Consider the following 12,220-nt stretch of genomic DNA (forward strand, 5'->3'; position numbering starts at 1 on the left):
CTGTTTCAGGCCGGTTTTTCTTCCAGTTCGAGCGGCGGATCGCAGTGTTTGATGGTCTTGGTCACGATGTAGGTGAAGTAGCGTTCAATCCCCAGATCGGCCATTAACCAGCGGTCTATCAGGCGTTGGTACTGGTCGATATCAGCGGCCATTACCTTGACGATGTAATCAATGCCGCCGCCGGTGGCATAGCACTCGGTCACTTGCGGGCACTCGTGCATGGCGTGTTCGAAGCGCTGGAAGGCTTCGCGGTTGTGCTGCTTCAAGCTGATCTCGACCATGACGGCCGCACGCTTGGTGATGATCTCGGGGTTGAGTAAGGCGCCGTAGCCGCGAATGATGCCGGCCTCTTCCAGGCGTTTGACCCTTTCCCAGCAAGGGCTGATGGACAGGTTGATGGCCTCGGCCAGGCTTGATTTGGTGATGCGGCCGTTGTGCTGAAGTATCTGCAGAATCTTCAGGTCATAACTGTCTAGACGCATGGATCTGCTCCGGCGCAGAAAACCTGCGCACCTGATGTGACAAAGCCGGCGAGTTAACCCGCCGGCTGTGTGTCATGCCTTACTGTTTTTCCAGTTCGGCGATTTCTTTTTCGAGTGCTTTGAGGGTGGTGCCGGCTTCATCGCCCGCCAGCTCTACAAGCTTGTCACGCAGTGGCAGGCTGGCCTTGCGGAAGGCGGCCTGTTCTTCTTCGTTCAGATGAACAATCTTGATGCCGGGCTTGGCCTGCTTGATTTTCTCAAGGCGGGTTTTGTTGTATTCAGCCTGTGTATCGAAGATGTATGGGCCGAGTTCAGCAACAGTCTCGTCGATGATTTTCTTCTCATCTGCCGGCAGCCCCTGATACCAGGATTCGCTCGATAGCACAGCGACGGTGAATTGCTGATGGCCGGACCAGGTCAGCACATCGTTGACCTCGTAGAACTTCATTTCTTCGATCGCGAAGATCGGGTTTTCCTGACCGTCAATCATCTTCAACTGCAGAGCGCCATACACTTCGGAGTAGGGCAGAGGCGTGGGCACGGCGCCGAACGACTTGTAGGTTTCAACCAGCATTGGCGATGCCATTACGCGCATTTTGACATTGTCGAAATCTGCGGGCTTATGCACTTCCTTGTTGGTGGTCCAGACCATTTCGCCTTCCGGATACATGCTCAAAAGACGCAGATTGCGGGTCTTCAGCTTGTCTGCCATCGGCCCGTAAATAGTCGGGCTTTCAGTGAGCACCTTGAGGTTGACCTTGTTGTCTTGCGACAGCAGATAAGGCACCGAGAACACCTGCATCGACGGTGCGGTCGAGCCCAGAATACCGGTGGAACCATGGGTGAACTGGATGACGCCATTGGCGACCAGTTCGGTCAGGTCTTCGGACTCGCCCAAAGCGCCATACGGATAAACCGTGACCTTGATCTTGCCGTCGCTTTTCTCTTCTACCAGTTGTTTGAACTTCTGGGCGTAGGCGTCTTGCACGCTGCCGCTGATTTCTTCGAGCGCGAACTTCCACTCCTCTGCTGCTGCCAGGCTGGCTTGTCCCGCCAGGAGTACTCCCATCGCCGCCGCCAGTGCTGCCTTTTTCAGTGTGCTGAACTTTTTCATGGTGCAGTCTCCATTTATTTTTTAAGTGCAGGGGTAAGTCAGTTTTCCACTATGTCGGCAATCACCGCCAGGGTGTCGCCTATGTCTACTAAGGCCGGGAAGCGTCTTGCAACGAGCAAGCCATCACGCTCGGCGCGGTACTCGACCGCCGGGGTGCCGGTGCGCTCAAAGGTGTGCACGCGTGCCACCAGATCACCTTTTTGCACCCGGTCGCCGACACTCAATGCGAGTTCGAGAATGCCGTGATGCACGCTTTGTACGTAGCACGTGGCATCGGGCATATCGAGTTGCAGTGCGGGTTCATCCGCAGGCTCAAGTTCGCCTTTGATTATGCCGGCGAACTTGAGAAAGTTGCGCACACCACGGTCTGCCAACAGCATGGTTTGCGGGGTGCTGGTGCCGCCACCGCCAAGCTCGGTCGTGACAAAGACCTTGCCTTGGGCTTCCACTGCGGTGTCGTACAACGAGGCGGCATCAAGCTCGAAAAGGATCATGCTCGCGGCCGTACCGAAAACCTTAGCACCTTCAATGCACTTGGCTTCTTGTTGCGGGTCTTGCAGGCGGTGCGCTGCGGCAAAGGGCAATATGTCGAGGGTTTTGCCGCCCGAGTGGATGTCCAGCGCGTAGTCGCACAGCGGGATCAGGTGACGCTGAAAGTAATCGGCAATACGCTCGGTCATGCTGCCGTAAGGATGACCGGGGAATGAACGGTTCATGTTGCCTTTGTCGATTGGCGAGGTGCGACTGCCGTTCTGCACCGCCGGATAATTCATAGCCGGCACAATAATGACCCGGCCCTGAACATCTTCGGCGCGCAATTCACTGGCGAGTTTGAGCAGCGAGGTGATGCCCTCATATTCGTCGCCATGGTTACCGCCAGTCAGCAGCGCGGTTGGGCCTTCACCGTTTTTGATAACGCTGATCGGGATCATGATGCAGCCCCACGCCGACAGGTCGTGGGAGTAGGGCAGCTTCATGAAACCGTGCTGAACACCGTCGCGTTCGAAATCGACGGTCACGCTCATGGTCGTTGCCGGAGCTTCAACCAAACCTGAATGGCTGACGGCCTGCAGTTCTGCTTCGGGGGTTATATTCATCGCTGCCGTACTCATCTCAGGCCTTCACAAACAGTTGACGCGAATAATCACAAAGCGTGTCAGCGCCGGTTTCGGTTATCACAATGCTTTCAGTCGTTTCCAGGCCCCAGTCGTCGAGCCAGAGACCCGGCATAAAGTGGAACGTCATGCCGGGCTGCAACACCGTGGTGTCGCTTTCACGCAAGCTCATGGTGCGCTCGCCCCAATCCGGCGGATAACTCAGCCCGATTGGATAGCCGCAGCGGTTATCGCCACGGTCGTAGCCATAGCGGCGCAGTGTGCTGTTGAGTTCGCGGGCGATATCGCCGCAGGTATTGCCCGGTTTGGCGACTGCAAGCCCGGCTTCAAGCCCGGCATTAATGGCCTCTTCTGCTTTGAGAAACGCGGCTGAAGGCTCGCCGAGATAAACCGTGCGCGATAGCGGGCAGTGGTAGCGCTTGTGGCAGCCGGCGATTTCGAAGAAGGTGCCTTCGCCCTTTTTGAACGGGCGGTCGTCCCATGTCAGATGCGGTGCCGAAGCGTCTTTGCCAGAAGGCAGCATCGGTACGATTGCCGGATAGTCGCCAAATTTGCCGTCATGCCCGACACAGGCCACCCGGTAGATTTCGCCCACCAGAATATTCTTCGGCAAGCCGGGTTCGATCATCTCGAAAATGGCGCGGTGCATGTTCTCGACAATGCGCGCGGCGACTTGCATGTACTCGATTTCCTGGTCGGACTTTATCGCCCTGCACCAGTTCACCAGGCCAGTCGTGTCAACCAGTTGTGCTTGCGGCAAGCCGCGTTGCATCGCTTGGTGAGAGGCTGCGCTGTAGTAATAGTTGTCCATCTCGACGCCGATATTGCCGGTGGTCCAGCCGCGTGATGGCAGGATTTCCGTGCACAGATAGTCGAGCGCGTGATGCGGCGGGTTCATCACGTATTTATCGCTGTAAGAACTGATGTCCTCTTGCGGCATATACACCGTGCGGCGCGCGCCGTTTGCATCAATCCCGCGACCGAACCACAGCGGGTTTCCGTCCTGGCCCACCACGACGCACTGCGGGGTATAGAACGACCAGCCGTCATAGCCGGTGAGCCAGGCCATGTTGGAGGGGTCGTGAACGATAAGAGTGGTGATTCCGCGGGTTGCCATGGCAGCGCGCACCTTGCTCAGGCGCTGGGCGTATTCTGCACGGCTGAAATTCAAAACGACTTCACTCATGACAGCATCTCAATAACGAACGCTTCCGCGTTCAGGTCTCGTTGTGCCCGCTGGTGATGCCCGGCGGACGCCACTGCTGCGATTCGTAAAAAGCCCTGAGCGGCTGAATACGAATCCTCCGGTCCTTGGCAAATCGTCGAGTAGCCGATTTGTGGCTGGTGGAGAAATTGTACTGAAACCTGCTAAAGTGATCGTGATAAATGCAGGTCAATACGTTTCAGGTTTCATATTATGATCATTACAATCATCGTCAAGGAATTTATTGTTCTATGACAATTGACCTTAAGCCGTTCATGCGCACAGGGCAGCCTAAATACCTGGCAATCGGTAATGCGCTCACTGAAGCCATCAATACGGGAGCGCTGCTGCCGGGCAGCAAGCTGCCGACCCATCGCGAGCTGGCGGAAACCCTCGGTGTCAGTGTGCAAACCGTGAGCAATGCCTATGCCCACGCTGAGAAACAGGGCGCTATTTACGGACAGGTCGGCAGCGGTACTTTTGTGCGCAGCCGGCATGTCAGTCACGAGTCGGATTACCTCTCCACGGATGAGCATGAAGACCCCAGTCGCGGTATCGATTTGTCTACCGCGCACCCGGTGTGTACCCAGCGTCACGTCAAGCTCTACCGCGAAAGCCTTGAGCGATTGGCCCGTGAAGGCCGCGATGATTTCATTACCTCGTTTCATCCCACGCAAGGCCTGACCCAGCACCGTGAAGTGGTCTGCAACTGGATGGGACAGCAGCAGAAAATGCCCGCCGACTCGGACAACATGCTGTTCTGCAATGGCGCCGCGCATGCGCTGACCATCGCTATGGCAACCGTACTCAAGCCCGGCGATACCGTGCTGTGTGAGCGTGAAACCTGCATGTTGCTGATGGCCCTGGCGCATACCCTGCATTTCAATCTCAAAGGCTTGGCCACGGATGATCAGGGTTTGTTGCCGGAAGCACTGGAGGCGGCCTGCAAGCAGGGCGGCGCGCGCGTGCTGTTCTGCACGCCGACCATGAACAACCCGAACTCAGACACCATGAGTCTTGAGCGGCGTCAGGCCATTGCCGATGTGGCGCGTAAGTACGATCTGACTGTGGTGGAAGACGATGTTTACGGTGCGCTGCAACCTAACCGGCTGCCGCCGTTATCGGCCTTGATTCCCGAGCGCAGTTTCTACGCCACCAGCCTGAGCAAGATCACGCTGCCGGGCATGCGGGCAGGCTACCTGGTGACTCCGCCGCACCTTGTGCAGCAAGCGATTGGCCGGCTGCGCAGTACCACTTGGATGGCCACGCTGATGCCGTTCGAGATCGCCAGTTGGTGGATGCAGGACGGCACGCTGGACCGCATGATCAGCTTCCAGCAGCAGGAACTGGCGGCTCGCCAGCTAATGGCGCGGGAGCAATTGAGCGGCTGCAGATTCAAGGCCCATCCCAATGGCATGCACCTCTGGGCCGAGCTGCCTGAGCATTGGACGCCGGAAAAATTTGCCCGCCGTGCGCGCCAGGAAGGCGTAATGATTTTCCCCGCGGAGCCCTTTCTGGCCACTGCAGACCGGGGTAATCAAAACGTTCGAGTCAGCTTGGGCGCGGAGCAAAGCCGCTCAAGGGTGCAGGCAGGCTTAGCGACGTTGAGTGGGTTGATGGCGGAAATGCCGCCACCTATGCACTTTGTGTTCTAGAGTGGGGCAAAATCATTACATATGCCTGTTTTTCGTGCATATGTAATGATTCAAATAAATAATTGACATGATTTTTTGCCAGCGATAAGGTCTAGCCTCCACTACAAGAACAGTGTCCGCCCATACGAAGGCGGACCGGAGGTAGCTATGTCTTGGCTGCGAAAGTTGGATTGGGTGCTGGAGAAGCTCGAGGCTTTCATCCTCGCGAGCGGTATTCTGCTCATGGCGCTGAATTCAGTTGGTAATGTTTTCGGACGCTACCTGTTTAATCAGAGCATCTACTTTTCTGAAGAGCTCAACCAATTCCTCATCATCTTTGTCACCTTTGTTGGCTGCAGCTATGCCGCTCGGCATGGTCGGCACATCTGCATGAGCGCACTCACTGAGCAGCTAAAGGGCAGGTCTGCGGCGCTGGCAATGCTGGTAATCAATGGCGTTACTGCGGCCCTGATGCTCTGGCTCGCCTGGGCAGCCGTTGGCTATGTGGAGTCCGCGGCCAAGGTCGGTCGCTCGTCCTCCGCCCTGCAGGTGCCGCTGCACTATATCTATCTGGTGATTCCGCTGGGTCTGGGCATGACCGGGCTGCAGTTTATTCGCCACGCCTTCATCCAGCTGCAAGTGCTACTTGGTTTGCGCGCAGCACCTGAGCGTCTTGATGACGCCACCATTCCCGTACAACCCTGAGCGCGCTCCCATGGACATGACTACCACGCTATTGATCATCATGCTGGTTCTGCTGCTGTCGGGCTTTCCCATGATGACAACTTTGCTCGCGGCCTCGGCCGCCGGCTTCACGATGTTTTTTACCATGGGCCCGGAGTTCATCATCCAGCAGATGATTGCCGGCATTCGTCCCGCTGCTTTGGTCGCCGTGCCGATGTTCATTCTGGCGGCAGACATTATTACGCGTGGCGCCACAGCCAATCGCTTGCTGGATGTGGCCATGGCGTTTGTCGGGCATGTGCGCGGCGGCATGGCTGTCACAACTGCGCTCAGTTGCGCCCTGTTTGGCGCGCTGTCGGGCTCCACCCAAGCCACCGTGGTTGGGGTTGGCAGCATCATGCGGCCAAAGATGTTGCAGCAGGGCTATAAAGACAGCTTTGCCATGGCGCTGATCATCAACGCATCGGACATCGCGCTGCTGATTCCGCCAAGCATCGGCATGATTATTTATGGCGTGGTGTCTGGCACCTCGGTTGCCGAGTTATTTATCGCCGGTATCGGTCCCGGTCTGCTGCTGATGTTTTTGCTGTGCGGCTATTGCTACATCTTTGCGCGCATTACCGGGATTCCATCGGGGGAGAAGTTCAGTTGGACGCAGCGCCTGGTCACTTGTCGCCGCGCCATCTTGCCGCTGCTGCTGCCGGTTCTGACCATTGGCGGGATTTACACAGGTGTATTCAGCCCGACAGAGGCGGCGGCAGTGTCGGTGTTGTACGCGCTGATTCTGGAAGTTGTGATTTTTCGCCGGGTGAAGCTGAGTGAGCTTTCATCCATTGCGTTGTCGACCGGTTTGATTACCGCCGTGGTATTTATCCTGGTGGCGGCGGGCTCTGCATTTTCTTGGGTGATTTCGTTCGCGCAGATCCCTCAGCAGATTCTGAGTGGCATCGGCATCATGAGCGCTTCGCCGACTGAATTGCTGATCATCATTTCCATCGCATTCTTCATCGGCTGCATGTTTGTCGACCCCATCGTGGTCATGCTGATTCTGGTGCCTATTTTTGCGCCGGCTGTGCGTGTGTCTGGCTTGGACCCGGTGCTGGTGGGCACCATCATCACGTTGCAGGCCGCTATCGGATCGGCAACACCGCCGTTTGGCTGCGATATCTTCACCGCCATTGCCGTGTTCCGTCGGCCTTATTTCGAGGTGATACGCGGTAGCTTGCCGTTCTTTGCCATTTTGCTATTGATGTCGGTACTGCTGATCATGTTCCCGCCGATTACCTTGTTCCTGCGTGACTTGGCATTTCGTTGATCGACGCGGGGAATATCAGGCTGAAGCGGGTGCCCGAATCATCACTCGTGACGACGACGCTGCCTCCGTGCAGTTGCATGATTGAGCGGACGATGGCCAGGCCCAAACCGCCCGAGTCGCCCGGCTCGTTACGCGATGGATCGCAGCGATAAAAGCGCTCGAACAAATGGGTTAAATGTTCGGGCGCTATGGCGGGGCCGGTGTTGTGCACAGAAATCTGCACCTGTTCGGCCGTAACCTCGCTGCTCAGGGTTACGTCACTGTCGGCAGGTGCGTAACGCAATGCGTTTGCCAGCAAATTTGCCAGCGCACGGCGCAGAAGATCGGTGTCTGCGAACAGTGCGCCTTGCGCGTGATTGAGCAAGCGCATGCCGCGTTCTTCGGCCATGCCTTCGAAGTATTCGCAAAGTAATTCGGCTTGTTCGAACAGCTCGATTGGCTCACGCGTAATGGCCGCGTTGACCTGCTCGGTACGCGCCAGAAACAGCATGCTGTCGATCATTCTCGACAGCCGCTCGTACTCTTCCTGATTGGACACCAGCAAGTCTTGATAGGCCTCGACTGAACGGCTGTGTCTGAGGGTTTGCTGGGTTTGCCCCATCAAGTTACTCAGCGGTGTGCGCATTTCGTGGGCGAGGTCTTCAGAGAAGCGTGAGAGCTGGGCGAAGCCATCTTCAAGGCGGCCGAGCATGTTGTTGAGTGCGCCGCTTAGCGCTTCAAGTTCGCTGACGTCACGGTAATCCTGGAGGCGCAAATGCAGGTGTTGCACGTCTATCGCCGAGGCACTGGCGGCCAGCTCCCGCACCGGGCGCAGGCCGCGTTGGCTCACCAGCCAGCCAAGCAGAAAGGCCAATAACGAGCCGACGCCGAGCGACAGCCAGAGCTTCATTTTGTAGGCATCGAGCATTTGCTCGCGCTCGTTCAACAGCTTGCCGGCCACCAGCGTCAGCTTGCGCCCGTCACGTTCGGCATCCAGCCAGCCGAGGCGAACATGGGAGTTAAGCGGACTGTCGCGCAGTTGTGCCTGAGCCGCAGGTTGTAGCGCGGGTAGCTTGACGCCAGTCGGGTTTATTTCAATCTGCAAGCGGCCTTGCTCATCAATAATCCAGAGCATGTTGTCGCGATTGCCGAGCATGTTTTCGTATAGCTGCGGGCGCGCCCTCAATGACTCGATGCTTTGGCTGTCGTCAATCAGCGCCTGCATACGCTCCAGCCTGCCGAGCAAAGCCTGATCATCGCGCCAGGCGATTTCACGCTGCAGCGATTGAAACAGATAAAAGCCGAACGCGCCCAATAACAGTGCGCTCACCAGCGCAAACATCAGCGCCATGCGCAGGCTCAACGAGCGTGGCATCAACTGCATGTTTGCACCTCAAGTAAGTAACCCATGCCGCGAACCGTGTGAATCAGTTTGAGCGGGTAGGGGTCGTCAATCTTGGCGCGCAGACGGCGAATAGCGACATCCACCACATTGGTGTCACTGTCAAAATTCATCTGCCAAACCTGCGAGGCAATCTGTGCGCGCGACAATACTTCACCTTCGCGGCTGAGCAGCAAGTGCAGCAGCGCGAACTCCTTATTGGTCAGGGGTATACGCTCGCCCTGGCGGGTGACCTTGCGGCGCAGCAAGTCGAGATGCAGATCCGCGACCAGAAACTCTTCCACCTCGCGGGGCGGGCCGCGCCTGAGCAGTGTGCGCACACGGGCGAGTAACTCGGCATACGAGAACGGCTTAACCAGATAATCATCAGCCCCCAACTCAAGGCCTTTGACCCGGTCTTCTACCGAGTCGCGTGCGGTGAGGAACAACACGGGTGTTTGCTGTTTGCGGCGAAGAATCTGCAGCAGTTGCCAGCCATCCAAGCCGGGCAACATGACGTCGAGAATAATCAGATCGAATACGTACTCACTAATCAGGTGCTGACCGTCCAGGCCATTGCGTGCAACTTCCACGGTATAGCCGGATTCGGTCAGCCCCTTGTGCAGGTAGTCCGCCGTTTTTACTTCGTCCTCAACAATCAGGATGCGCATGTGTCCTCCAGAGCGTGCCCATAGGCTATGCCAAATTGCGCGTTTGGCTCATTACAAATTGGTAATGCACGCGCAATCGGTTTGTTGCTGGCGCTTGTGCAGACTTGCCTGAAATCGCTCGCTATCGCTTATTTCAGGAGGTTAAACATGTTACTTCGCGCCGCCCAACTCAGCCTGCTTGGCCTTGCCATTGGCAGCGCCAGTGTATTTGCCGGCACCGCCCAGGTAGCTGAGCGCCAGGACGTTACGCTGGCGCTGGCCAATGATTTGCTCAACGCAACAATGGCCGCCTGCCACGCCGATGGCCGTACCGCTGTCGCCGCTGTGGTGGATCGCGGCGGTAATCTGGTCGCCTTGCAGCGTGATGACAATGTTGGCCCGCACAACACCATCGCCGCTCAGCGCAAGGCATTCACCTCGCTTTCGACCAAGACCTCAAGCCGGGTTCTGTCTGAGCGCGCCCGGAGCAATCCAGAAGCTGAAAACCTCAACACCCTCGACGAGCTGTTGTTACTCGGCGGTGGTGTGCCGCTGCGTGTAGGTGACCAGGTAATCGGCGCCATTGGCGTTGCCGGAGCAGGCGGCGCCGAGATCGACGAAGGTTGCGCGCTCAAGGCCATTGCCAACGTTTTACCTTCCGCTAACTAATCAGGAGTTGCACCATGAAAATGCTTAAAACCCTCGCCGCCGGCATCATCTTCAGTGGCTTGTCTTCCGTCGCTTTGGCTGCCAGTAATCCGCTGAGCGTTCACGTGCTCAACCTGCAAGATGGCCTGCCATCGCCTGATGTAAGCGTTACGCTGGAGAAGAAGGATGGCAAGCAGTGGGACTTGCTCAACAGCGCCAAAACCAATGAGCAAGGCCGCATCACCGAGTTTTATCCACAAGACAAAGCGCTGGAGACAGGCACCTACCGCGTTACCTTCAAGACCGGCGAATGGTTCACTGCACACAACAGCAAAAGCTTCTTCCCGGAAGTGCCGGTGATCTTCGAAGTCGATGGCACCGTCCCGCATTACCACATCCCACTCTTGCTCAGCCCTTACGGTTTCTCGACCTATCGCGGTAACTAATCGCAAGGCTGTTAAGTGGGTTGCTGAAGGATCGATAAATGGCTCGCCGCAAGGCGGGCCGTTTTGCATCTGGGCAGGTTAACTTGGGGTGATTTGCTGAATCGAGCCTGCGGATACAGGCAATGGCCTGCTGGTTATTTGATTGCCGGAACAATAGAGGCAGCGCTAAAGTGCGGCAAAAAATTGGATAATCGAGTCTAGGGAATGAAAAATCTAATCATTGCGCTGATTATTGGCTTCGCTGTTTGGCACTACTATTTTAAACCATCGGATAGCCCAGTCATCAGCAACATCGGCGCTGACGGCAGCGTGCTGAGCAATCCTGTAATAACCAATGCACGCTCCTCGACATCTCTACTGCCCACATCGACAACCTCCAACGCGTCCGCCTACAGCTGTGATGGACGAACGCATTGCTCACAGATGCGCTCATGCGAAGAAGCAACCTACTTCCTGAAAAACTGCCCCGGCACAAAAATGGATGGCAATCACGATGGCGTGCCGTGTGAGCAGCAGTGGTGTCGGTAGGGGCGCGGCGTGCGGAGGTGAGTTGATGCTTGTTCAGGGATGGGGGTGCTGCAGTCACTGGATTAATTCTCGAGCGCACACAAAAAGGGCTTACCTCTCGGCAAACCCTTGTTTTGTTTGGTGGTACGCAGGGACTTGAACCCCGGACCCCAGCATTATGAAAGTGCGCCAATTACCTAGAGTGCTGCTCACGTACCCTAGGTACGGGCCTTTGAGCCTGCTTCTAAGTCACTATTTACCACTAAGCTTAATCTGAGGCTCGGAATGGGACACCATGGCTTACGCTCATGGATGAACCATTTTTTGATGTGTCAGTCTGAATAGAGCTGAAAAAGATGCTTTTAATAGTGCTTTTTATGGTGCTATTCTGTGATGACTTAACCCCGTGTTCGCACAAATAACCTCATGAAGAAAAGTCCTAAATACGATAGCTAGGCCCAAAAGAGAAGAAAGCCGAGATTAGCCCAGTGAGGCTTGAGGCATGGCCGCTGAAGATAGCTCAGGCACAGATAGATAACGCAGATAGCGAAGAACAGGTGGATATGGCGATGACATACGCGGTACTGGCTGACGTTGCGGCGTCGGTGACAGACCTTAAAAAAGATCCTATGGGAACCATCCGTGAGGGTGCGGGCGAAACCGTTGTGATCCTCAATCGAAACGAGCCAGCCTTCTATGCAGTGCCTCCAGCACGTTACGAAGCAATGCTGGAACTGATTGATGATCTTCGACTGGCTGAAGTCGTCCGTGCGCGGCGTGGGGAGCCTACTGTCCGAGTAGATATTGATGACCTCATCGCAGAAGCCGGCGGAGCGAACTGATTACTCCCTGTGTAGTGGTCTAATGAAACCGGACACTCATTTAGGCGAGAATACTCGCCAGAACGAGGTGTCATATGACCAAGCAACGCCGTACCTTTTCCCCTGAGTTCAAACGCGAGGCTGCCGACCTCGTGCTCAGCCAAAACTATAGTGTCATGGAGGCCAGCCGCTCACTTGGTATTGGTGAGACAGCATTACGGCGCTGGATTGACCAGCTTC

Annotated in this window: 14 protein-coding genes and 1 tRNA gene; 8 read left to right on the plus strand and 7 right to left on the minus strand. The window is 56.3% G+C overall.

Annotation, left to right across the window (positions count from 1 at the left end; genetic code table 11):
• Nucleotides 1–5: 5 nt before the first annotated feature.
• From FEZ62_RS05920 to doeA, 4 genes are all read right to left on the minus strand, one after another.
• Nucleotides 6–482: an Lrp/AsnC family transcriptional regulator gene (locus FEZ62_RS05920; RefSeq protein WP_069902026.1), complete on the minus strand. Its 477-nt coding sequence runs from the start codon at nt 480–482 to the stop codon at nt 6–8.
• A gap of 79 nt (nt 483–561) precedes the next feature.
• Entirely contained in the window at nt 562–1,596 is a 1,035-nt protein-coding gene (locus FEZ62_RS05925; RefSeq protein ID WP_172927132.1) for a DctP family TRAP transporter solute-binding subunit, read from the minus strand.
• A 38-nt stretch (nt 1,597–1,634) separates the two neighbouring features.
• Complete coding sequence (doeB, locus tag FEZ62_RS05930) at nt 1,635–2,693, minus strand: N(2)-acetyl-L-2,4-diaminobutanoate deacetylase DoeB (protein WP_172927133.1); 1,059 nt, start codon at nt 2,691–2,693, stop codon at nt 1,635–1,637.
• 16 nt (nt 2,694–2,709) lie between these two features.
• Entirely contained in the window at nt 2,710–3,897 is a 1,188-nt protein-coding gene (gene doeA / locus FEZ62_RS05935) for an ectoine hydrolase DoeA (RefSeq protein ID WP_069902029.1), read from the minus strand.
• 269 nt (nt 3,898–4,166) lie between these two features.
• Here doeA and FEZ62_RS05940 point away from each other — a divergent pair, with 269 nt between their 5' ends.
• From FEZ62_RS05940 to FEZ62_RS05950, 3 genes are all read left to right on the plus strand, one after another.
• A complete protein-coding gene (locus FEZ62_RS05940; RefSeq protein ID WP_172927134.1) occupies nt 4,167–5,570 on the plus strand; it encodes a PLP-dependent aminotransferase family protein in 1,404 nt (467 codons plus the stop codon).
• A 147-nt stretch (nt 5,571–5,717) separates the two neighbouring features.
• Entirely contained in the window at nt 5,718–6,254 is a 537-nt protein-coding gene (locus tag FEZ62_RS05945; protein ID WP_090514976.1) for a TRAP transporter small permease, read from the plus strand.
• Nucleotides 6,255–6,270: 16 nt separating this feature from the next.
• Nucleotides 6,271–7,548, plus strand: coding sequence for a TRAP transporter large permease (locus FEZ62_RS05950; RefSeq protein WP_069902149.1), 1,278 nt, complete (start codon nt 6,271–6,273; stop codon nt 7,546–7,548).
• Here the strand turns inward: FEZ62_RS05950 and FEZ62_RS05955 are convergent.
• A complete protein-coding gene (locus tag FEZ62_RS05955) occupies nt 7,514–8,911 on the minus strand; it encodes a heavy metal sensor histidine kinase (RefSeq protein ID WP_172927135.1) in 1,398 nt (465 codons plus the stop codon). The two genes, FEZ62_RS05950 and FEZ62_RS05955, sit on opposite strands and share 35 nt — an antisense overlap.
• Nucleotides 8,902–9,579, minus strand: a complete 678-nt coding sequence (locus tag FEZ62_RS05960) for a heavy metal response regulator transcription factor (RefSeq protein ID WP_172927136.1) — start codon at nt 9,577–9,579, stop codon at nt 8,902–8,904. Before FEZ62_RS05960 ends, FEZ62_RS05955 begins: the two co-directional genes overlap by 10 nt.
• Nucleotides 9,580–9,726: 147 nt before the next feature.
• On the opposite strand from FEZ62_RS05960, the gene FEZ62_RS05965 reads away from it, so the two are divergent.
• From FEZ62_RS05965 to FEZ62_RS05975, 3 genes are all read left to right on the plus strand, one after another.
• Nucleotides 9,727–10,227, plus strand: a complete 501-nt coding sequence (locus FEZ62_RS05965) for a heme-binding protein (RefSeq protein WP_172927137.1) — start codon at nt 9,727–9,729, stop codon at nt 10,225–10,227.
• 14 nt (nt 10,228–10,241) lie between these two features.
• Nucleotides 10,242–10,652 carry a hydroxyisourate hydrolase gene (gene uraH / locus FEZ62_RS05970; RefSeq protein ID WP_172927138.1) on the plus strand — a complete coding sequence of 137 codons (411 nt, stop codon included), beginning with the start codon at nt 10,242–10,244 and terminating at the stop codon, nt 10,650–10,652.
• Between the two features lie 204 nt (nt 10,653–10,856).
• A complete protein-coding gene (locus FEZ62_RS05975; RefSeq protein ID WP_172927139.1) occupies nt 10,857–11,180 on the plus strand; it encodes an excalibur calcium-binding domain-containing protein in 324 nt (107 codons plus the stop codon).
• Between the two features lie 118 nt (nt 11,181–11,298).
• On the opposite strand, the gene FEZ62_RS05980 is transcribed toward FEZ62_RS05975, so the two are convergent.
• A tRNA-OTHER gene (locus FEZ62_RS05980) sits at nt 11,299–11,378 on the minus strand.
• Between the two features lie 350 nt (nt 11,379–11,728).
• Between FEZ62_RS05980 and FEZ62_RS05985 the strand changes: the two genes are divergently transcribed.
• Together FEZ62_RS05985 and FEZ62_RS05990 are read left to right on the plus strand one after the other, a co-directional pair.
• Nucleotides 11,729–12,001: a type II toxin-antitoxin system Phd/YefM family antitoxin gene (locus FEZ62_RS05985; RefSeq protein ID WP_172927143.1), complete on the plus strand. Its 273-nt coding sequence runs from the start codon at nt 11,729–11,731 to the stop codon at nt 11,999–12,001.
• A gap of 74 nt (nt 12,002–12,075) precedes the next feature.
• Nucleotides 12,076–12,220 (plus strand): transposase (locus tag FEZ62_RS05990; protein ID WP_172927140.1); only part of this gene is annotated, 145 nt, incomplete at its 3' end.

The organism is Pseudomonas sp. MS19, assembly GCF_013277615.1.
In the GTDB taxonomy this organism is placed as follows: domain Bacteria; phylum Pseudomonadota; class Gammaproteobacteria; order Pseudomonadales; family Pseudomonadaceae; genus Aquipseudomonas; species Aquipseudomonas marincola.